The following is a 20473-nucleotide window of genomic DNA, read 5'->3' as shown; positions in this document are numbered from 1 at the left end:
AAAAGTTGGTCAATTGAATTAGATGGAGCGCCGTATGAGGTGAAAGTCTCACGTACGGTGTGAAGTGGGGGAAAAGGTGGAGATGATGTCAAAACCTTACCTATCACTATTTTCTCTAATTCTTGAAAGGCTTCCTTTGAATATTGACCTGGCTTATCACCAAATTCATACGTACTAACTAACACTTCTTTTACTTTTCCAAGCTCTTCAAATAACGCATTTACTTGCTCTAACTTCGTACGGTTAGAAAACTCATTGTATGATGCTAATACTTCTGAAGAACTTAAAGCTTTACTATATAATTTTGCTAACGCGATTTGTCCATTTAACGGAATACCACCATTTCCGTTACTATCAGGATCCGCTCCAAATGCAAATGGTACGTTCGGGTTATAAACTTTTCCTTGAGCTGGCTGACTATTTACTTTTTTACCATCTACGTAAATTGCCACTTCGCTTCCGTTATACGTTCCTGTTAAATGATACGTTTTGTTCGCTTCTAATTGAACACCAACACGTTTATAGCTACCTCCAATGTGAGCCCATAATTCAACATATCCACTTCCTGTAGACTCAAATCCAATTCCGCCGCTCTCTGTATTTTGCAAAATACCTTGTCCGCGAATTTCATTCATTGAAAATACAGTTTCTAATGTAAACGTATTTACTATTTTCTCTTTTTGTGCTGCTGAAAATGGAAGGTATCCAAATGTATTTGCTTTTCCGTTTAACTTCATAACATTCTTCTTCAATGCTTTATCATATTCAATAGTCACATTGCCCTTCACATCACCTTTTGTACCAAATGGTGAATTGTCTTTAAATGTACCATCTGCAAAGTTTACATCGAAAACATCAGCTTTTGGTACTTTCACATTCGGGTCAATATTATCTTTTTTCGTAGTAATTTCCGCAGTTAACGGCTGTGCGGTTTCATTGCCAAATGAATCAATCGCAACTACTTCAAGTGTATATGCTTTCCCGCCATCTAACCCTGCAAGCGTAAACGTAAGATCTTTCGGCACTGGATCACGATAAAACTCTGAGAATGCTAACAATTTATTTTTTATTTCACCCGTTTGCTTATCTCTAGCCTGCACACGGTAAGAGTGAACAAGAAGGTTGTCCAATGCTTGCGGGAATGTTACTGTCGCCGCATTTTTTGTTACATTTGATACAGCAAGCTTTGCATCTTTAGCAAAGTAAGGCTTTTCTTTATCACGATCTTCTACATGTGTAAATGTTTCTTTCTTTGCTGGTAATTTAATTTTCCAAGGCTCGCCTGTCCAAGAATTCGTATGGAAATCACGGCGATTAATCGTCACTTCTTCTTCATCTACTTCTACTAATAAACCTTGGCTTAACGTACTAGCTCCTGGCGGGATATTCCCTTGTACTTTACCACCTTCAACTTCCATATAACTTACTGAAGATGTACCAACTGATGTAAAGTCTTTTTGATGTATCGATCTCGGATCATCTAACGGATAATGTGAATGACCTGAAAACGTAATAACTTGTGGATATTCTTTTAACACTGCATTAATTTTTGCGCTATCTTGTGTTCCCCATTCCTGACTACCGTACACTGTATCTTTAATATGTTGATGTAAAAATACAAAAATCGGTTTTTCTGGATCATCTTTTTGTGCTTTTGCCATTTCTTCTTTTAACCAATTAATTTGCTTGTCCGAATAATAACCATGTGTTGTTCCATTCTCTGGAGACATAACAAGGAAGTGATAACCTTTTACCACTTTATGATAATAAATTGATTCCATACCTGTTTTTTCTAAGAAACGCTTCTGTGCACCCTCTACGGATAAACCGTTCCAATAATCATGGTTACCGAGAGAATTCATTCGCACTGCATCTTTATTTGCATTTTCATTATACACTTGCATGAAACGATCATACTGTTGTACCGATCCTGAATCAGTAAAGTCTCCCACAATTACGAACGCATCTTGCTTCGGTGCTAATGCATTAAACTGTTCAATCGCTCTTTTCCAGCGAAACGTATCATCCGTTCCACTATTTTTAATATGTACATCACTTACAACTGGAAAAACTATCTTCTTCTCACTTGATGCCTTTTCTTGCTTTTTCTCTTCTGCTTTAACTGATGTGCTCCATGGAAATGATACGAATGCTAATACAAAAACCATCAATAATCCAATAAGGCCTTTTACTTTTCGTAAATCAGTTCTGTCCACGTAAATCCTCCTCATATAATGAATTAATTACAATGGTTATTGTATCGAACACATATTAACTTCGTTTAAAGTGAAAATGAAATTTATTTAACTTTTGTAAATATACAGTCATTTTTCTGTAACATCCAACATTACTTGTATTATCTTATACAAGTACCTTGTGTCTAACAGACTCTTATTCATTATTATGATTTGGAAGCCTATTAAACAAACTTTCCTGAAATTTTTCGCCCCTTTATTAACACAACTATCGTTTTCCAACATTTAATAGTAATAAAAAGAAAGTATGAAGGGAGGAGCTACTAATGGCTTGTAAAAAAAATATCGGCTGTTATGCCCCTTTATCTATCATCTGCCCTCCCTATGATCCACCTAATCCACCAGAACCACCAGGCTGTGAATTAATTACAAATGAATTTGCCGGTAATTTTCTTATAACAAAAGAAATTCCACCACCTTCTGAAAATCCTACATTAATCTTATGGGAAGGAGATGGTGTAGTTAAAATATCTGGTACCATTTCTGTGTATAATAGTACTAGTAGTACTGCAGGAATTACCGTTCAAATTATCGGAAAGGTGACAAATACTTTTACAGTCTATCCTGGCAACACAATGTCATATACAGGTCAATCCTTACAATCTGTGGCTATCATTGATATTCCAAATAACCCAACCCGATATATGGAAGGAAAATATTGTTGTCAATTCTCATTTTGCTTATAAATTTCTTCACCACCTTAACTTACAAACTATATAAAAAAGCATACCACTTGGTATGCTTTTGCTTATGAAATTGGATAACGTACTGTCAGACATAATTGTCCTTGGCTTACTCCCGTTCCTGTTGTTACAATTTGAATTGTAGTAAAGTATCTTACTGTAAATGATCCACTGCTTTGTGGTTGTACAGTAATTGTATTCACCACTGTCGCTCCTACTAAAAAATTCACCGTAATTGGAGCTGTACCTACATCATATTTCACATAACCTGATGCATATAAATCTTGCGTAATATTATTCGTATACACTGTTTCAGTTACCGCACCAGTAGCAGCCCAATCTATACATACCTGATCTTGAACAAGTGTTTTACTGGAACAGCATGATAAGTTAGAATTGTACATCTTAGCCCTCTCCTTTTCTATTATGAAAGTGGATAACGTGTAGTTATACAAAACTCCCCTTGATATGTTCCAGCTGTTGCAGCAGGTAAAGTTACTTCAATTGTTACGAAACGACGGTACGTAAAAGCTATACTTGTTCCTGGGTTTAATGTTTGTGTATCAATTGTAGCGCCTGCTGCATCTAAAACTGTCAGTGTGATCGGAGCCGGTCCGACGTCATATCGAACAAACCCTGTTCCAATCATATTTTGATTAATATTATTGTTGTACAGTACATTCGTAATAGCAGTCGCCACTACAGTTCCTGACCACGGACTACACACTTTATCTTGCACATAATTTTTATCTGGACAACAAGTTAATGCTGACCCTGAGCACTCACAAGACATAGTTGTTTCCCCTCTCTCTTTTATATTCCCTATATGTGTATGTCCCCCAGAGTCTTTTGCCTGTACTATTCATCTATTTTCAAAAAATATTCAAATGACTAGATAGATTCCGTTTTGTTTCTTTTTTTCATATATTTATAGACAAAGATACTAGCAACAATAAGAATAACGCCTCCTAATATCGGTAGCATATATTGTCCAACAACATCCGCTGCTTTTTCCCAATGTGGACCTAATTTCATTCCAAAATAAACATACAAAGTCGTTAACGGGAACATTGCTACAAATGTATAAATACTAAATTTCCATATGTTCATTTTTGCCATACCACATGGAACAGAAATAAGCGTTCGCACTCCAGGTACAAAGCGTCCAACAAATGCTACAACTGGTCCATATTTCTCAAAGAAATCATCTGCTTTTTGAATTTGTTCTTCTTTAATAAAGAAGTATTTTCCGTATTTTATTAATAGCGGACGACCACCGTAATAACCGAGTGCATATAACGTTAAAGGTCCTGTCGTTCCACCAAGTGTCCCTGCTAATACAGCCAACCAAAAATTCATATCTCCCTCGTATACCCAATACCCAACCATAGGCAACACTACTTCTGCCGGAATAAATTCAAACGTTAATGCTAACACAACTCCAAAATAAGAAAACTGCTTTAAAAACTCGATTATATCTAAAATAATTTGCTCCATATTTTTAACTCCTATCCTACGTTTACGTTATGCTTTTCTTGTAATTGAACTGGCGCCATTTTTACAATTCGGTTCAAAATAAATAACACAACTCCAATATCATCTAAAATACCGATAAACGGTAGGAAGTCTGGAATTAAATCGAGCGGCATCGCTACATACCCAACTAAAAAAGCAACAGATAAAATTTTCTTCTTTATTGAAACCTCTTTTGAAGTAAAAAAGTCAAATAGGAATGGAACAAATCGGCGAACATGAAATACAACTCTTAATCTACTAATAAGTTTTTTCATTTTTATATCTCCTCTCTTTGTATACGAAAAGGACCCTACCAAATATGGTAAGGGTCCTCAAAAAGACAGAAAGGGGCCTTTACCATTGCTGGTAAAGGTCTCACTAACAACGAAACGTTGCCAATAAAGCCGAGGGTTTCTCCCTGTAATGACGACTTTATTGTAATAAGTTACTCCCCTTTATACACAATTTTATACACTCACATTAAAATATTTCAGAGGGCTTGTCAATATATTTTATATTCCAATCCCTTCCGTAAAAACAAAAAACGTATAGGAAATTTCTTACTATCTCATAATATACATAACCATTTTTGAACGAAGGGAGATGTTTCATTTGCATACCGTCTGGAAAGGCGCACTTTCACTTGGACTATTAAATATAGGAATTAAACTATACAGTGCCGTAGAAGAAAACGACATAAAATTTTTAAGTCTCCATAAAGAATGCTTAACACCTATTAAATATAAAAAGTTCGCTCCCGATTGTACGGATGAAGAAATTGATGATAACGATATTGTAAAAGCCTATGAATACGCACCTCATAAATATATTATTATGGATGAAAAAGAATTAGCTGAATTACAACAAGCTCATGAACCACGATCCATTCGTATTATATCTTTTGTCCAAAATAACGAAATTGATTCTGTTCTTTATGATCGCTCTTATTTTATAGGACCTACCCCAGGACATGAAAAATCCTATTTATTATTAAAAGAAGCTCTTGAACGTACAAATAAACTTGGGCTTATCCATATTTCTATTAGAAAAAAACAACATTTAGCTATTATCCGTAACTTTGAAGATGGACTAATGTTACAAACCATCCACTACCCTAATGAAATTCGCGCTATAACAAATACACCTAACTTACCAAGTAACGAAAATTATCCTATACAAAAACAAGAACTCACCGCAGCAATTAATTTAATCCACCACCTTACAAATCCTTTTGAACAAGAAATGTATACAGATGAATATAAAGAAGCCCTTACCGAATTAATCGAGAATAAAATTGAACAACAGGAAAAAACTGAAACAATCTCTCCAACTCCGAACATCATTAATATTATGGAGACATTACAGGCAAGCATTGAACAAGCAAAAATAAAAAGAGACAATAAAACAGAAAAAGAGGCCAAATAAAATTGACCTCTTTTTCTTTAAAGCGGATTACATTTCGGCATTTCAAGTCCAGACGATTGAGCTAGTTTTAATAAGTAGTAACATTCCTCTCTTGCCATATGATCTGCCATTCTAGCCGATAATACACTTAATACTTCATTCGATAACTCGAGCTCTTCCACTTCATGTAAAAAATGCGAAAATAATTTCAATTCAAGTGAAACATCTTTCGTAAACTTCTTTAATGCTGGAAAATGATGAAGCTCCGTTCGTAAATACCCTGTCATTTCAACTGCCTTTAAGTAAAATTGTTCAAAATGCTTCGTAAATTCTTCGCTTTTCTCTTTTAATCTTTTTTCAACAAGATCTAATCCGCCAGAAATAGAGCCTGCGTGACCAGCCGCATCCGTTAACCAAACGAGATGATAATGTAATTCATGAAAAACAGGCGGAACTTCCCCTTTCTTCAAAAACTCTAAAACTGCTATATACTCTTCCACTTCGTTTACCATATGATTAATAAAAGTTGGCGTAAAATGAATCGTAATTTTCCCTTCCAACTGCTTCTGTATAATATTTAATTTAAACGCCCGAATCTCCTTAGCGGCTTGTTCTGCCTCTTTTGAAAATGCCATCAGATTCACATTCCGAACTTTATTTAACAAATTCGTAAATGTTTCAACAAAGTAAGTAGCTTTTTTTATATCCTCTTTTTCCTTCGGAGCTAATGCATCCAGTAAAAATTGTGCATGATCAGTAAGTACTTTTAACCAAAATTGATGCTCAAACAACGCACTTTCTTCATAATTTCTCTCCACTAAATCCCCTCCGTCTATTCATCCTTCTCTATCACTTGAAGTTTATATCCATCCGGGTCTTGTACCACAATACTCTTCTCACTTTTGTTTTCTGTGTATGCGATTTTATAAAATACTAACCTCTTCTTTACATTCTCTATGTTAGAAATTGAAAACGTTAGAACATCAACTGAGTCCGTAACACTCTTCTCACGCCCGCCCAAACTGCGCTTCATAATAAAACTAATTCTCGTTGAGTCAGCATCATACCAAACCCCTGTTACATCTAATTGAGGTCTTTCTAAACTAGGTTTAATTCCTAAAATCCCTTCGTAAAAATACAAAGTTTCCTTTAAGTTTTTCACTTCCAATACAATGAATTGTTTCACATTCTCCACATTCATTCCCCCCGTACCTATTACTTTTTTATATGTGTCATAAATGCCTATTATGTCTGAATACAATACGTAGTAATGAACACTTAAGGAGGTTTATTCGTGAATAAATATATGAGATCATTCGTGCCCTATCATAGTCCTCTCGATCCCTGTCCTCCTATTGGAAAAAAATATTATTCTACTCCTCCTAATTTATTTTTAGGCTTTCAACCGCCAAACTTACCACAATTCACACCAAAAGAAGCACTACAAAAAGGGACTTTATGGCCTGTTTTTTATGACTATTATGAAAATCCTTATAAAAAAGGGCGGTGACTACTGTCGTGAATCAATCGCTACCAGAAGAATACTATAAACTTTTACTGGAGCTTCAAGAACTGGACTTTGTACTAGTTGAACTCACTCTTTATTTAGATACACATCCAGATGACACCGCTGCGATTAATCATTTTAATGACTTTTCCTATAAACGGAGAGTATTAAAACAAAAGATGGAAGAAAAATACGGACCACTCCAACAGTTTGGAAACAGCTATTCTAATGCCCCTTGGGAATGGAGCAAAGGTCCTTGGCCATGGCAAATATAAAGGAGAGAAACTATGTGGATTTATGAAAAGAAATTACAATACCCAGTTAAAGTGGGAACTTGCAATCCCGCACTTGCAAAATTATTAATCGAGCAATACGGTGGTGCAGATGGAGAATTAGCTGCTGCACTACGTTACTTAAATCAACGTTATACAATTCCTGATAAAGTCATTGGCCTACTTACTGATATTGGTACAGAAGAATTTGCTCACCTTGAAATGATTGCTACGATGGTTTATAAGCTGACGAAAGATGCGACCCCTGAACAAATGAAAGCTGCTGGTCTTGACCCTCATTACGCTGATCATGACAGTGCTCTTCATTACCATAACGCTGCTGGTGTTCCATTTACTGCAACCTATATACAGGCTAAAGGTGATCCAATTGCCGATTTATACGAGGATATTGCAGCTGAAGAAAAAGCACGAGCAACATATCAATGGCTCATTAACTTATCCGATGATCCAGATATAAATGATAGTCTACGCTTCTTACGTGAACGTGAAATCGTTCATTCACAACGTTTCCGAGAAGCGGTTGAAATTTTAAAAGAAGAACGCGATAGAAAAATATATTTTTAATACACGTATCCTAGCGATATGTGTTTTTTTACGTTAAAAGTTAAATCCTTCCTATTAAACATATAAATAGTATATTTATTCGATTTAATGCATTATTTTTTAATATTTTCAAAATTCCCTATTGCTTTCTAGTCATCAGACCTTTAAAATAATAACAGTTACTCGACAAATTGTTTGAATTTTCGACAAAAACACTCATTAGGAGGATTTTCTTTATATGCATACAACTTTAAAACCAGCGCAAATACTTTCGATTAGTTTATTACTATTCGCAGTTTTCTTCGGTGCTGGTAATATGATTTTCCCGCCCCTTCTCGGTCTTTCTTCCGGAGAAAATATGTGGGTTTCCATTACAGGTTTTATTATTACAGACGTCGGTTTATCTTTACTTGCTATCGTTGCTGTTGCCCTTGCTGGTGGTAGTTTTAACACTTTAGCGAGCCGTGTTCATCCAAAATTCGCAGCAGTATTCGCTATCATTATTTATCTTTCAATCGGCCCACTATTTGTTATTCCACGAACTGGATCTGTATCTTATGAAATCGGGATTGCACCACTTTTCCCAGATCAATGGTATTCTATGTTAGTTTTTAGTGCGATTTTCTTTACATTCGTTTACTTCTTATCATTAAATCCATCCAAGCTAGTAGATCATATCGGTAAAATATTAACGCCAATTTTACTTGTAATTATTGCAATTATGGCAACAAAAGCGATTCTTTCACCAGGGACGTTTGCAGAACCTATCGGTGACTATAAAGACATCCCGTTTTTCAAAGGATTTCTTGAAGGATTTTTAACGTTAGATGCAATTGGGGCTCTCGTACTATCAACAATTGTTGTAAATGCAATTCGTCAAAACGGTATACAAGAGAAGAAATCTATCGCAAAATATACAATCATTTGCGGAAGTATCGCTGCTCTATTCTTAACAATTGTTTATTTCTTACTCGGTTATATCGGAGCTTCAAACGGAAACTTAGGGCAATTCGAAAACGGTGGTCAACTATTAGCTACTGTTATGTATCAATTCTTTGGGACAAGCGGTAATGTTTTATTAAGTATCGCCATTATCTTCGCTTGTTTAACAACGGCAATTGGTGTTGTAAGTGCATTTGCAAATTACTTCACAACAGTGCTAACAAATATTTCATACAAAAAGCTTGTGCTATACGTTTGTATCTTTAGTTTCGTTATTTCAAACTTAGGATTAAGCTTATTAATTAAAATCACACTACCTGTATTAATTATTTTGTACCCAATTACAATCATTTTAATTTTCGCATCATTTATCGATAAATATACGAAACGTAAACCTTCTGTCTACATCGGAGCGATGATCGCAGCATTCATTATTAGCTGTATTCATGCACTTGATAATGTGGAAATGATACCAGATTTTATCGCTAATATCGTACACACCATTCCTTTTTATAACTTAGGAATTGGCTGGATCATTCCAGCAATAATCGGTGGTATAATTGGATACTTTATTCCGCAAACAGAAGCTGCAGGTGAAGTTTCTACAAAATAAAGAAAAGAAGCAAGCATGAAATCCATGCTTGCTTCTTCTTTCTCTTCACATCGTATGTTTAAAAGTAAATAACTCTTCTTTTGACTGCAAAGCAGATTGTTCCTCTTCTACATCTTTCCTCTTTCTCTCCCCTCCTAACCTTACTTTCAACATTGCCTCTTCTATACTTTTCACAATCATATTTCCTGAAAAAATAGTTAGTCCGAAAAATGTAATTGGGACTAGAGGAATCCATGGATGCACTGTTAATGATCTAAAGTATACTCCAATTAAACCTGACCATTCATGCGTATAAGATTCCACCTCTTTTATAGGTCCACCAAACGTAACAGTCCCACCAAAGAACACTTCAAGTAATCCTAAGTGCAGTAAAATAGTAAGACTCTGCGTAAACTGTTGAAGAAATACGAGTATAAAAGTCATATAGAGATGCGGAAAAAGATGTTTTATAACAATACGTCTTCTCGATCCGCCTAATATGCGCGCGGCATCAACAAATTCTTCCGTTCGCAATTTACGAACTTCCTTCGCAACATACAGTGCAATAACTGGCATTACAAGCAGTACAAGTAATACCACTTGAAACGAAGCCCTTTCAAAAAAGGTTGTGGTCTCCTCTCCGCTTCCAAATGCATTTGCAGATTGAAGAAAAAAATACGCAATCATAACTGTTGGAATAACTGTAAAACTATCAAAGAAAGCCTCAATTTTTGAAAATCCTCTTTTTATATACGTTCCGAGTACGACACCGAAAAACACACCTATTACCATTCTAAGTGCCGCAATTAAAATAGATATACCAATCGTCCACTTCGCGCCTTCAATGACTAAATGTAACAGGTCATACCCTTTCCGGTCTGTCCCGAGTAAAAATTGTAATGAAGGTGGAAACGGTGGCACTTGTGGATTTTCATCCACATCATATTGCAATGTAACTTGTCTAATATGTCCATCATTCCATAACGTATTTCCGATGCTCAAAAGAACTAATAGGAGAAGAAACCCAATGCTTATCCAAAATCTTTTATCACGTTTTATATACGTCCACATATTATAATCTCTCCTTCATCGCAGCCGGAATGAGATAATGAAACAATTTAAATAAAATAAAAATCGGAATATATATAAGAAGCACACTAACGATGAAAACCTCAACTCTAATACCGAAATACGATTTCAAAAACATAAAAATACCACCCGTATTAAAAATCCATTCTATAATATATAAATTAGATAACATAAAAAAGATATTCGTTTTCGCAAAGAATAATGTACTAAGCAACACATTTCGTAAAATATGACGATTTAAAATATGAAAACGCCCCAGCCCTTTCGCCTTAGCAAATAGTACATAATCTTTTTCTAGTTCATTTTCAAAACGAAGCACGACCATTTTTACAAACATAATCGTAGTCGGGATGCTCAAACACAATATTGGCAACCCTCTAATCGACTCGCCTCCAATTGAAGCAATTTGAAAAGGTAAAAAACCTGTTTGTTTAAAAAACCATACAACTAAAATTTGTGATACTAAAATAAGAAGGATATCTGGAATGGATTCTAGGAAGATGAGAAATGATTTAATTCGATGTTGTATACGCGGTGAACTACTCATAATTACATAAACAATACAAAATGCTACAAATAATGAAATAAAAAAAGCAGCTAAAAAAATAATAATCGTTTCTTTATAATGGACGAACAGCTGCGGAAATAAAAATTTACCTCTCACATATTGCAAATTGGAAATATCCATTAAGTTCACAAACACTTCTTTTAAACTCTGTATGTACTTTGATACATCCAGCTTAAATCCATAAAACAATTTCGGCAGAGCCCCTAAAATAATAATCCCCAAAATCGAAATAAGAAATTGAATCGTCACTTCCATCCCATTCAAAAATACCTTTTTGACCATTTTCACCCTTCTCTCTCTATAATTTACCCCCTAATTTTATTCTTAATTTTCTGAATTGTAAATATTTTAAAGACAAAAAATCACTAAGCTATGATCCTAGTGATTCTTTATGCGCATGCCTTTCTCTTTTCGCAAACGGCATATATAAAATAAAACACCCAATAAGCGCTGCGAGTTCTAATGAAATAATATAGTAAGGATGCGGTCCTAACATATCGAGTAATGAAGCTGTTTCTGGCTTATGAGCTAAAAACATATAATTACCACCTGTTTTGTAATTCACAAACGAAACAAGCGGAATCAATATGTTTAAAAATATCATCGTACGCTTAATAGATTGCAAGGTCGGTCTATAGCCTTCCACCCAAGTCATAAAGAGTGGTGCCCAAATAAGCAATACATGCGCGATAAAATATTCAATGAAACGAAAATGCGGAAAAACATATTGCAAATTTGGTGTTAAAATGGCTTGTGATGCACCAATAATTCCCGTAAAAAATACAATCTCATATATACGGTAACTTTTCGTTACAATCATAATCGACGCTAACAACAAACTAATTGTACATAACTCAAACGGTAATGAAGTAGCTAGCTCAAAAATCCCCGCTTTCCACTCCCACATATGAAGCCCAATTTCACTACCTATAAATAAAAATGCAATCGCATATCGAACCGTTATATTCCACTCATTTTGACGTAATAAATCTTGGTATTGATACAGAAAAAATATCCCCACCAACATAATAAATAATATAATGGCATGTTGCCTTGAGTATGGAATAAACGGTTTTAATGGATGCGCACTAAAATAAGCTTCCATCTTCCTTCCTCCTTTCCTCCATACAATATTATTGTAAGAAAGAAACGACGAGTCAATTCATTTGCTTACACTAGGACAACCTCTACCTTACATTTGCATATTCATACCTTACAAAACTGTAAGGTTATTGTAAGCTAAAACGATTTGTCAGATTCTTCACCTCTTCTATACTTAATGTAGATACTAAAACGAACGAAAAGGTGATAAATAGATGAAGAAGAAAAATAAAGTGTTAATTACTAGTGTAGTAGCAATCGGAATTGCAGCTGGATCATACTTTGCATTTGCTGGTGGCGGTTCAGAAGTAGCAATGGCATATAGCGGATATAAAGTAACTGAAAAACAAATCCAAAACGCGCAAAAATTTGGTGGCGAAGTTATTCCAAATGGAATTGAAACTATTTCATTCGATCCAACAAAAGGAACATATGAATTAGCTGTTAAAAAAGGCGATGAAGTGAAAAAGGGTCAGCTTCTATTTAAATACAATGATCCGACTGCGAAACAAGGTGTAACAGAAGCAGAAATGCAAAAGAAAATCGCACAAAAAGAAGTAACGTTGTTCCAAAAACAAATTGATGCGGCGAAACAAAAATTACAAAAAGATAAAAATGCAGGCCTTCCTGCTGAAGCATTAAAAGCATCAGAAGCTGAAGTTGGGCAATTAGAATCACAACTTGAAATGAAAAAGTTTGAAGTTGAAAAAGCTGATGAAATGATTAAAGCAGCAAAAGAGAAAGTAAACACTCTTTCTGTAACAAGTCCTGCTGATGGCGTAATTGATGATATTGTGAAAACTGCTGACGAAAAAACAGGTATGAGCGGGGTTACTCTTCGTCACGCTGGTCAATTTAAGGTAAAAGGTCAACTTTCTGAATATGAGCTTGCTAGTATGAAAGTTGGGCAAGAAGTAACTGTTTCATCAAAAACTGTCGCTGGTAAGACTTGGACAGGAAAAGTAACAGAAATCGGTTCTACACCATTAAAGAGCATGGATGAAAATAAAACTGTTTCTAACTATCAATTCACTGTCACATTAGATAATAGTGACGAATTACAAAACGGCTTCCACGTTTACGTAACAAGTAAATCTGGCGAAGCAACTGGTACAATTGTTCCGAAAAGCAGTATCGTGAAAAAAGGTGACAAAAATGTTGTCTTCGTTGTAAAAGACGGTAAGGCGAAAGAACAAGCAGTTACTGTTGAATTCGAGACTGATAGCGAAGCAAAAGTTTCTGGAGTGAAAAAAGGAGAGGAAATTATCTCTAAACCTGAAAAAGACTTAAAAGATGGTATGGAGGTTGTCGCCCAGTGATTAACTTAAAAGGCATCACGAAATCCTTCCAAAATGGTGCAGAGTCCGTTCAAATATTACACGGAATTGACGTAACACTGAACCAAGGAGAATTCACTTCTATTATGGGACCTTCTGGTTCTGGTAAATCAACATTAATGAACATTATCGGTTGCTTAGATAAACCGACGACAGGTACGTACGAACTAGCCGGTCAAAATATTTCAAACATGACTGAAACAGAACTTGCACACGTACGTAATAAAGAGATCGGATTCGTATTCCAAAACTTCATGTTATTACCGAGACTTACAGCGCTTCAAAATGTAGAACTACCTCTTATTTACGCTGGAGTCGATAAAAAAGAAAGACGCGAGCGCTCATTAGCTGCTTTAACAAAAGTCGGTTTAGCTGATCGCGCTACTCACTTACCGAACGAATTATCAGGTGGACAAAAGCAGCGTGTCGCTGTTGCACGTGCAATCGTAAATAACCCAAAATTCATTTTAGCCGATGAACCGACGGGAGCACTTGATACGAAAACAAGCACACAAATTATGGACCTCTTTTACGAATTAAATAAACAAGGCTCAACAATCATTATGATTACCCATGACCGTGAAATCGGGGAAGCTGCAGCACGTCAAATTGTAATTCGTGACGGAAATATCGTCCAAGATTGGAGAGGTTAATTTTGAATACGAGTGAAAATATACGCATGGCCCTTTCCTCTATCTTTGCTCATAAAATGCGTTCTATTTTAACGATGTTAGGTATTATTATCGGTATTAGTGCCATTATTACTATCATTTCAATGGGTGATGGTACAAACGCAAAGTTTAAAAAAGAATTAGGCCAAGGAAAAGATAACGAAGTAACGATTTACTACAACAATCCTGATTACGGAACAGATAGTGCCAAAATCACACCTGATATGCTAAACCGTCTGCAAACTGTACCAGGCGTTAAAGATGTGTATCCAGACGTAAGTATGAAAGTAAAAGCATCTGCTGGTTCAAAAGATGTAAATCTTGATTTAAAAGGTGGAACAGGCGCCTTTATGACAGATTCGAAAATAAAATTAGTTCACGGTCGTGAATTAAATGACAGTGAATTAAACCAAGCAATCCCTGCTGTTATATTAAATGAAGAAGCTTTCAACAAATTATTTAGTAGTGGTTGGGAATCAAATCAATACACAGATATAAAAGGAAAGCCGTATAAAATAGTTGGTGTATACGAAACGAAAAACGACTTTGGAATGCCTATGCCTGAAGGTTATACATCACTTGAAAATGCGCCTGTCATTTCAGGAGTAAATGAGTATGACTCTGTAAGATTAACAATGACCTCTCCGACAGAACGTAAAAGTGTAGAAAAACAAGCCGTTTCTGTCTTAAACGAAATGAAAGCTCCTAAATTTGAGCACAAATTCGAAGCACAAGACTTAGGTGAATTTACGAAACAACTAGACGAATCAATCGGTATGATGAAAATGGTATTTGGTGGTATTGCTGCTATCTCCTTACTTGTTGGTGGTATCGGTGTAATGAACATCATGCTCGTATCTGTAACAGAACGTACACGTGAGATTGGTATTCGTAAAGCACTTGGTGCAACACGTGGTAAAGTATTAACACAATTCTTAATCGAATCTTGTATTTTAACAGGACTTGGTGGTTTCATCGGATTCATGCTCGGTATTTTCTTCGCTTGGATCGTCTCAATCTTTGCTGGATGGCCACTCGTTGTCTCAAAAGAACTTGGACTTCTTGCAGTAGGTATCTCCATGTTAATCGGTATTATATTCGGTTTACTACCAGCTAACAAAGCTGCCAAACTGGATCCAATTGAATGTTTACGATATGAATAAACAAAAACGTAGGAGTTTACACTCCTACGTTTTTTATTTATCTACTGAATTGAGTTTCTTCTATTATATATGTTTCACGTTACAACTATCATTCTAATACTCTTCATTATTTATAGGTACTAAGGCTATTATCTAATTCTATTATTGCAAAAATACTATGTAACAGACGAAAATCAAGGCGTAATTTTTTCCATACTTCGACTGATTTTGTAACAATTATACCGATATTTTTTTAAATTTCACCTCATTTATATATTTTCACGCCTAAAAAGATTATCGTTTTATAACTAATTTTCCATTCAAACAGTAAAATATGCTACTTTCGTAACGCTATAGATATCACCTAGAAATATTACTGTAACATTATTAACGTTACAGTAATTGAAATACTACTCATTTTGTGTTTCATATGCCCTGATACGCCAAAAAACAACAAGGAAGCGCTATCAGGATATTTATGGAATTGTTACAGAATATTAATGCCCCGTTACGAAAGCTTTGTAATTTTATGTTTTTCGCAAATAAGAAAATAATGGTTGCTATAATGAGGTCAACGAAAACAAATGCAATGGAGGCTATTATGAAAAAATTTATGGGTATAGCAACAGCAGCGGTTTTTGGTCTTGGGATTTTCACAACATCTGCTAAAGCAGAAACAATCGTAACGACTGACGTACTAAACGTACGAGAAAACCCAACTACTGAATCAAAAGTTGTAGGAAAATTATTAGATGGATATAAAGTAAATGTTTTACATACAGAAAATGGTTGGTCAAAAGTTCAATTGAATAGCGGTAAAGAAGCTTTCATAAGCGCTGACTATACAAAAGACACTTACTACGTAACAGCAAACGTATTAAACGTACGTGCTGGAGCAAACACAGACTCAGAGATTCTTGGTAAGTTGAAAAAAGATGATGTAATTGAAACAACACACCAAGTACAGAATGATTGGATTCAATTTGAATATAACGGAAAAACAGCTTATGTTCATGTTCCTTACTTAACAGGTAAAGCACCAGTTAAAGTTCAACCAGTAGTTAAAGTTGAAAAAACGACTAATGTTCAAGATACAGCTAAAGTTCGTGAAGCAGTTAAAGCTCAGGAAGTAGCTGAAACTCAAGCAAAAGCTAAAGCTCAAGAAGCAACTAAAGCTCGTGAAGCGGCAGAAGCTCAAGCAGAAGTTAAAGCTCAGGAAGCAGCTAAAGCTCGTGAAGCAGCTAAGGCTCAAGCAGAAGCTAAAGCTCAGGCAGACGCTGAAGCTCAAGCAGAAACTAAAGCTCAAGAAGCGGCTAAAGCTCGTGAAGCAGCTAAAGCTCAGGAAGCAGCTGAAGCTCAAGCAGCGGCTAAAGCTCAAGAAGCAGCTAAGGCTCAAGCAGAAGCTAAAGCTCAGGCAGATGCTGAAGCTCGTGAAGCAGCTAAAGCTCAAGAGGCAGCAGCTGAAGCTCGTAAAGCAGCTAAGGCTCAAGAGGCAGCTGATCGTGAAGCGGCTAATAAAGTTCAAAAACCAGCTACACAACAACCTGTTGCAAAAGAAACTGAGAAAAACACACAATCTTCTTCTCGTGAGTTCCAAGTTGTAGCAACAGCTTACACAGCAGATCCACTTGAAAATGGTTATAAAGCAGGCGACCAAGTAAAATCAGCTTTAGGTCATAACTTAACAGCTAATCCAAACATGAAACTTATTGCAGTTGATCCAAGTGTAATTCCATTAGGTTCAAAAGTATGGGTTGAAGGTTACGGAGTAGCAATCGCTGGTGATACTGGTGGAGCTATTAAAGGTAATAAAATCGACGTTTTAATGCCAGATAAAGGTACATCAAGTAGCTGGGGACGTAAAACAGTTACGGTTAAAGTATTAAACTAGTTAGTAAAAAAGAGTCAGTCTCATCCTTGAGGCTGGCTCTTTTTTTACTCTATTAAACTACTGAAAAATGACATAGTAAATGAAATTATATCAACGATTTTTCGAATATATCTATCGTAACTTATAATATATCAACGATTCGACAAGAGATATCGATTTACCGACAAATTTTGATATTAAAAGTACTTTAATATTAAAAAGGCGATCCAAAATTTGGAACGCCCCCTATCTTCCCTATTCCACACAAGTAAACTGCGTCCAAGCTCCTACATAATCTAGTAAGAATAACTCCTCTTCCGCAATTGTACCGACGATATTTTTCCGTTCATCTATCGGCATTTCTTTCAGAATGATTTGCAGTTCACCTTTATACTTACCAAATGAATTGTTTCCAATTACAACTTGCCCTCTTTCCTGCAGCACACTTTCACGCACTGGGAAGTCATAATCTTTGTACTTTTTACGTACTTCTGTAGAACGTATCATATACTCTGTTATGTCGCCGCGTCTTACGTGTAACTCTTGCAGCGTCGCTTTCTTTTCTATTTCAGTCGCTTCGTCTACAAAATGTACCTTTAGCTGTAACATGTAACGATTGAAGTTTCCTAGTTTCTCTAACTCTTCTTCACTCGCATAAGCATTTCCGATAATCACATCATCGATAAGCCCTGTTGCCCATAAGTGCTTCGCTTGTACTTCAATCGGCAAGTTACGATGCTCTTCTAACGTACATAATCCGTCGTTAATATCCCATGGACCGATGTTTGCAGCATGTGATGTAATAAAGGCTGCCGTACGAATACCGTGTTTTTTAAAGCGTTCACTACAGCGAATGAAATAATCATACGGAAGACCAGTGAATTTTTGCGGATAAAAATTATGGCAACCAATTAAAGCTGATTTATTCGCTTGATGCGAAAGAATATTTTCTAAGTACGCAATATCGTTACTTACATTTAACTCAATTTTTAAACCGTACGGATTATTCGTCATTTTCGCTTCAGTTAACCCGTCGAAGCCTACATCTAAACGAATACCGTCTGCGCCTAACTCCGCGAAGAATGATAAATCGCTATAACTAATACCAAGCTGATCAAACACAGCCGGAGCTACATCTAAAATAACTTCCATATTGTTATCTTTTGCGTGATTGATAATCTCTTTAAATTCAGCTACAATTTCTTCTTTCGGACGATTCACAGATAACAAACAAGTAAATATTCTTGAAAAACCGTGTCGTGCCGCTGCGGAAATATAAGCCATATCTTTTTCTTTCGTTGAATGTTCTGGGTAAAGTGAAATTCCTAATTTACGCTCCATGCTTTTGCATCTCCTTCATACGTTGTATTAATGCCATGCTCGTAAATCTATATTTTGCAGATAAACACGTTGCACATAAAATTGTCGGTACAATAATTACGTACGGTGATTGCAATCCTAACATTACATATGCACCCATTGAACAACCGATAAATAAAACTGATACTAGTAGTAACACTAATAAAGATTTACTTTGTACCCATTTCGAATAATGGGCAATACACTGTCCGACCACGAATGTAATTAAGATGATAATTGCTCCGAGCATTCTGTTTTCTCCTCTCCTGCTAATTGTTGTTTCTCATACATTTTGAAGAATGGATAGTAAATAACGAACGAGATAACAAAGTTAACAAGTACAAGTACACCAGCCATAATTGTCCAGTCCGTACTAATCACCGCTGCAATTGGTGCTAACATCGTAAATGGCAGTTTCGCCATCATGAGTGGAATCATACCTGAAACAACTGCGAAATATGATACTGTCGTTGTCACTAACGGTGTAATAACGAACGGAATAATTAAGATTGGGTTCATTACAATTGGTGCACCGAAAATAATTGGTTCGTTAATATTGAATAAACCTGGTACGAATGATAATCTACCTAACTCTTTTAGGAACTTAGATTTAGAGAACATAAACATAATTACTAAAGCTAACGTTGAGCCTGATCCGCCAATCCATACGAACCATTGAATGAATTGCTCTGTAAATAAGTTTGGTAACTGATGTGCATTTCCTGTAGCCGTGAACACTTCCATATTTTCAAGAATTGCTGAATCCCACATCGGACGAATAATTGGTCCTAAAATCGCTGGTCCATGTATACCGAATGACCAGAAAAACACGATTAAGAATACTGTTAATAAACCACCGAATAAATTATTTCCTACTAATACTGATTTTAATGGTGCGATTAAATATGTAATTGCTGTATTTACATCGAATTTCAAACCGTAGCGAATGCCCCAGAATAAAAGAATAACTGCTAATGTTGGAATTAATGCTGCAAACGAATTTGAAACTGCTGGTGGTACACTATCTGGTAATTTAATCGAGATATTATGCTTAATCATAAAATGATAAATTTCTACTGCAATTAATGCTGTAACAATTGCGCCAAATAAAGACGTTGCACTTAATGTTCCTACTGAAATATATCTACCTGCATCAATAACACCTGGTACAGCTTTCGTAATTTGAATTGGTTCAACTGATGCTAGTAAAAAGGCGAGTACAGATAATAACCCTGCACTTAACTGATTGAGCTGATAAAAGTTCGCGAGCGAAGCCCCTACACCAAACGCTGCGTATAATGCCATTAGTCCTACTGTAAATCGAAATGGAATATCTAAAATATGGCGAAACGGTGCAATCCATTCCATATATGCATCAATTGGTAAATTTAAAAAGATAACGAAAAATGATCCGACGATCGTTAACGGTAATGTAGAAATAACCCCGTTTCGAATTGCTAATAAATGTCGTTGTCCTGCAATCTTTTGCGTTGTTGGCATAATCTTTTGTTCCATAAAACTCATAAACCCATTCATCAATAGCCCTCCTCTTTCTCTCTACTATAAAAGAATGAAATAAACTTTATAACATTATAATGTTTA

The 20473-nt window shown here is 35.7% G+C and carries 23 protein-coding genes; 10 read left to right on the top strand and 13 right to left on the bottom strand.

The annotated features are described in order from the left end of the window. A partial coding sequence (locus tag ACS2CR_RS19195; protein ID WP_438906073.1) for a LamG-like jellyroll fold domain-containing protein occupies positions 1-2216 on the bottom strand: 2216 nt, incomplete at its 3' end. Positions 2217-2521: 305 nt separating this feature from the next. Here ACS2CR_RS19195 and ACS2CR_RS19190 point away from each other — a divergent pair. Then, the gene (locus tag ACS2CR_RS19190; RefSeq protein ID WP_000752308.1) at positions 2522-2941 is read left to right on the top strand and encodes an S-Ena type endospore appendage; all 420 of its coding nucleotides are present in this window, start codon (positions 2522-2524) and stop codon (positions 2939-2941) included. Positions 2942-3003: 62 nt separating this feature from the next. Here the strand turns inward: ACS2CR_RS19190 and ACS2CR_RS19185 are convergent, their stop codons facing one another. The 4 genes from ACS2CR_RS19185 to ACS2CR_RS19170 form a co-directional block, all read right to left on the bottom strand. Then, on the bottom strand, positions 3004-3342 hold the full coding sequence (locus tag ACS2CR_RS19185) for a DUF3992 domain-containing protein (protein WP_000282809.1): 339 nt from the start codon (positions 3340-3342) through the stop codon (positions 3004-3006). Positions 3343-3362: 20 nt separating this feature from the next. Continuing rightward, on the bottom strand, positions 3363-3731 hold the full coding sequence (locus tag ACS2CR_RS19180) for a DUF3992 domain-containing protein (RefSeq protein WP_001277547.1): 369 nt from the start codon (positions 3729-3731) through the stop codon (positions 3363-3365). Positions 3732-3829: 98 nt separating this feature from the next. Further along, entirely contained in the window at positions 3830-4435 is a 606-nt protein-coding gene (locus tag ACS2CR_RS19175) for a DedA family protein (RefSeq protein WP_000435017.1), read from the bottom strand. 11 nt (positions 4436-4446) lie between these two features. Beyond that, positions 4447-4728: a YkvA family protein gene (locus ACS2CR_RS19170; RefSeq protein WP_000733854.1), complete on the bottom strand. Its 282-nt coding sequence runs from the start codon at positions 4726-4728 to the stop codon at positions 4447-4449. A 337-nt stretch (positions 4729-5065) separates the two neighbouring features. Between ACS2CR_RS19170 and ACS2CR_RS19165 the strand changes: the two genes are divergently transcribed. Next, positions 5066-5878 (top strand): non-homologous end joining protein Ku, encoded by an 813-nt coding sequence (locus ACS2CR_RS19165; RefSeq protein WP_000557746.1) that lies wholly within the window; start codon positions 5066-5068, stop codon positions 5876-5878. 17 nt (positions 5879-5895) lie between these two features. Here the strand turns inward: ACS2CR_RS19165 and ACS2CR_RS19160 are convergent, their stop codons facing one another. Then, positions 5896-6675, bottom strand: a complete 780-nt coding sequence (locus ACS2CR_RS19160; protein WP_000440974.1) for a DUF2935 domain-containing protein — start codon at positions 6673-6675, stop codon at positions 5896-5898. Between the two features lie 14 nt (positions 6676-6689). Next, entirely contained in the window at positions 6690-7058 is a 369-nt protein-coding gene (locus ACS2CR_RS19155) for a VOC family protein (protein WP_044129442.1), read from the bottom strand. Positions 7059-7151: 93 nt separating this feature from the next. Between ACS2CR_RS19155 and ACS2CR_RS19150 the strand changes: the two genes are divergently transcribed. The 4 genes from ACS2CR_RS19150 to brnQ2 all read left to right on the top strand — a co-directional run bounded on the left by ACS2CR_RS19150 (position 7152) and on the right by brnQ2 (position 9755). Then, the gene (locus tag ACS2CR_RS19150) at positions 7152-7367 is read left to right on the top strand and encodes a spore coat associated protein CotJA (RefSeq protein WP_001046257.1); all 216 of its coding nucleotides are present in this window, start codon (positions 7152-7154) and stop codon (positions 7365-7367) included. Positions 7368-7375: 8 nt separating this feature from the next. After that, complete coding sequence (locus ACS2CR_RS19145) at positions 7376-7639, top strand: spore coat protein CotJB (protein ID WP_053512559.1); 264 nt, start codon at positions 7376-7378, stop codon at positions 7637-7639. A gap of 12 nt (positions 7640-7651) precedes the next feature. Further along, positions 7652-8221 carry a spore coat protein CotJC gene (gene cotJC / locus ACS2CR_RS19140; protein WP_000265274.1) on the top strand — a complete coding sequence of 190 codons (570 nt, stop codon included), beginning with the start codon at positions 7652-7654 and terminating at the stop codon, positions 8219-8221. Positions 8222-8438: 217 nt separating this feature from the next. Continuing rightward, on the top strand, positions 8439-9755 hold the full coding sequence (gene brnQ2, locus ACS2CR_RS19135; protein WP_438906072.1) for a branched-chain amino acid transport system II carrier protein BrnQ2: 1317 nt from the start codon (positions 8439-8441) through the stop codon (positions 9753-9755). Positions 9756-9800: 45 nt separating this feature from the next. On the opposite strand, the gene ACS2CR_RS19130 is transcribed toward brnQ2, so the two are convergent. The 3 genes from ACS2CR_RS19130 to ACS2CR_RS19120 all read right to left on the bottom strand — a co-directional run bounded on the left by ACS2CR_RS19130 (position 9801) and on the right by ACS2CR_RS19120 (position 12496). After that, positions 9801-10805: an ABC transporter permease gene (locus ACS2CR_RS19130; RefSeq protein ID WP_000269984.1), complete on the bottom strand. Its 1005-nt coding sequence runs from the start codon at positions 10803-10805 to the stop codon at positions 9801-9803. Position 10806: 1 nt separating this feature from the next. Next, complete coding sequence (locus ACS2CR_RS19125) at positions 10807-11673, bottom strand: ABC transporter permease subunit (protein WP_000239682.1); 867 nt, start codon at positions 11671-11673, stop codon at positions 10807-10809. An 88-nt stretch (positions 11674-11761) separates the two neighbouring features. Further along, positions 11762-12496: a YwaF family protein gene (locus tag ACS2CR_RS19120; RefSeq protein ID WP_053512561.1), complete on the bottom strand. Its 735-nt coding sequence runs from the start codon at positions 12494-12496 to the stop codon at positions 11762-11764. Positions 12497-12707: 211 nt separating this feature from the next. Here ACS2CR_RS19120 and ACS2CR_RS19115 point away from each other — a divergent pair, with 211 nt between their 5' ends. From ACS2CR_RS19115 to entC, 4 genes are all read left to right on the top strand, one after another. Next, the gene (locus ACS2CR_RS19115) at positions 12708-13811 is read left to right on the top strand and encodes an efflux RND transporter periplasmic adaptor subunit (protein ID WP_000728830.1); all 1104 of its coding nucleotides are present in this window, start codon (positions 12708-12710) and stop codon (positions 13809-13811) included. Beyond that, a complete protein-coding gene (locus ACS2CR_RS19110; protein ID WP_000609104.1) occupies positions 13808-14482 on the top strand; it encodes an ABC transporter ATP-binding protein in 675 nt (224 codons plus the stop codon). The genes ACS2CR_RS19115 and ACS2CR_RS19110 overlap by 4 nt, the downstream gene beginning before the upstream one ends. Positions 14483-14508: 26 nt before the next feature. Further along, the gene (locus ACS2CR_RS19105) at positions 14509-15663 is read left to right on the top strand and encodes an ABC transporter permease (protein WP_001986269.1); all 1155 of its coding nucleotides are present in this window, start codon (positions 14509-14511) and stop codon (positions 15661-15663) included. A gap of 457 nt (positions 15664-16120) precedes the next feature. After that, positions 16121-17533, top strand: coding sequence for a cell wall-binding protein EntC (gene entC / locus ACS2CR_RS19100; protein ID WP_000421970.1), 1413 nt, complete (start codon positions 16121-16123; stop codon positions 17531-17533). 234 nt (positions 17534-17767) lie between these two features. Here the strand turns inward: entC and ACS2CR_RS19095 are convergent, their stop codons facing one another. Genes ACS2CR_RS19095 through ACS2CR_RS19085 form a run of 3 tightly spaced genes read right to left on the bottom strand, consistent with a single transcriptional unit; the run spans position 17768 to position 20407 of the window. Beyond that, a complete protein-coding gene (locus ACS2CR_RS19095) occupies positions 17768-18853 on the bottom strand; it encodes a DUF871 domain-containing protein (protein ID WP_053512563.1) in 1086 nt (361 codons plus the stop codon). Then, positions 18843-19121, bottom strand: coding sequence for a hypothetical protein (locus ACS2CR_RS19090; RefSeq protein ID WP_000900047.1), 279 nt, complete (start codon positions 19119-19121; stop codon positions 18843-18845). Before ACS2CR_RS19090 ends, ACS2CR_RS19095 begins: the two co-directional genes overlap by 11 nt. Beyond that, a complete protein-coding gene (locus ACS2CR_RS19085; protein ID WP_053512564.1) occupies positions 19097-20407 on the bottom strand; it encodes a PTS sugar transporter subunit IIC in 1311 nt (436 codons plus the stop codon). Before ACS2CR_RS19085 ends, ACS2CR_RS19090 begins: the two co-directional genes overlap by 25 nt. Between the last annotated feature and the right edge of the window lie 66 nt (positions 20408-20473).

Origin of the sequence: Bacillus cereus group sp. BceL291 (genome assembly GCF_051776705.1) — a bacterium.
Lineage (GTDB): Bacteria > Bacillota > Bacilli > Bacillales > Bacillaceae_G > Bacillus_A > Bacillus_A cereus.
Note: the sequence above shows the minus strand (reverse complement) of the source record. Positions and strands in the feature narration are given on the sequence as shown.

Coding starts and splice junctions, on each gene's coding strand:
- ACS2CR_RS19125 (WP_000239682.1), bottom strand. CDS start 11,673: ATGGTCAAAAAGGTATTTTTGAATGGGATGGAAGTGACGATTCAATTT.
- ACS2CR_RS19090 (WP_000900047.1), bottom strand. CDS start 19,121: ATGCTCGGAGCAATTATCATCTTAATTACATTCGTGGTCGGACAGTGT.
- ACS2CR_RS19120 (WP_053512561.1), bottom strand. CDS start 12,496: ATGGAAGCTTATTTTAGTGCGCATCCATTAAAACCGTTTATTCCATAC.
- ACS2CR_RS19185 (WP_000282809.1), bottom strand. CDS start 3,342: ATGTACAATTCTAACTTATCATGCTGTTCCAGTAAAACACTTGTTCAA.
- ACS2CR_RS19085 (WP_053512564.1), bottom strand. CDS start 20,407: ATGAATGGGTTTATGAGTTTTATGGAACAAAAGATTATGCCAACAACG.
- ACS2CR_RS19115 (WP_000728830.1), top strand. CDS start 12,708: ATGAAGAAGAAAAATAAAGTGTTAATTACTAGTGTAGTAGCAATCGGA.
- ACS2CR_RS19105 (WP_001986269.1), top strand. CDS start 14,509: ATGGCCCTTTCCTCTATCTTTGCTCATAAAATGCGTTCTATTTTAACG.
- ACS2CR_RS19155 (WP_044129442.1), bottom strand. CDS start 7,058: ATGAATGTGGAGAATGTGAAACAATTCATTGTATTGGAAGTGAAAAAC.
- ACS2CR_RS19095 (WP_053512563.1), bottom strand. CDS start 18,853: ATGGAGCGTAAATTAGGAATTTCACTTTACCCAGAACATTCAACGAAA.
- ACS2CR_RS19170 (WP_000733854.1), bottom strand. CDS start 4,728: ATGAAAAAACTTATTAGTAGATTAAGAGTTGTATTTCATGTTCGCCGA.
- ACS2CR_RS19175 (WP_000435017.1), bottom strand. CDS start 4,435: ATGGAGCAAATTATTTTAGATATAATCGAGTTTTTAAAGCAGTTTTCT.
- ACS2CR_RS19130 (WP_000269984.1), bottom strand. CDS start 10,805: ATGTGGACGTATATAAAACGTGATAAAAGATTTTGGATAAGCATTGGG.
- ACS2CR_RS19190 (WP_000752308.1), top strand. CDS start 2,522: ATGGCTTGTAAAAAAAATATCGGCTGTTATGCCCCTTTATCTATCATC.
- entC (WP_000421970.1), top strand. CDS start 16,121: ATGGAATTGTTACAGAATATTAATGCCCCGTTACGAAAGCTTTGTAAT.
- cotJC (WP_000265274.1), top strand. CDS start 7,652: ATGTGGATTTATGAAAAGAAATTACAATACCCAGTTAAAGTGGGAACT.
- ACS2CR_RS19180 (WP_001277547.1), bottom strand. CDS start 3,731: ATGTCTTGTGAGTGCTCAGGGTCAGCATTAACTTGTTGTCCAGATAAA.
- brnQ2 (WP_438906072.1), top strand. CDS start 8,439: ATGCATACAACTTTAAAACCAGCGCAAATACTTTCGATTAGTTTATTA.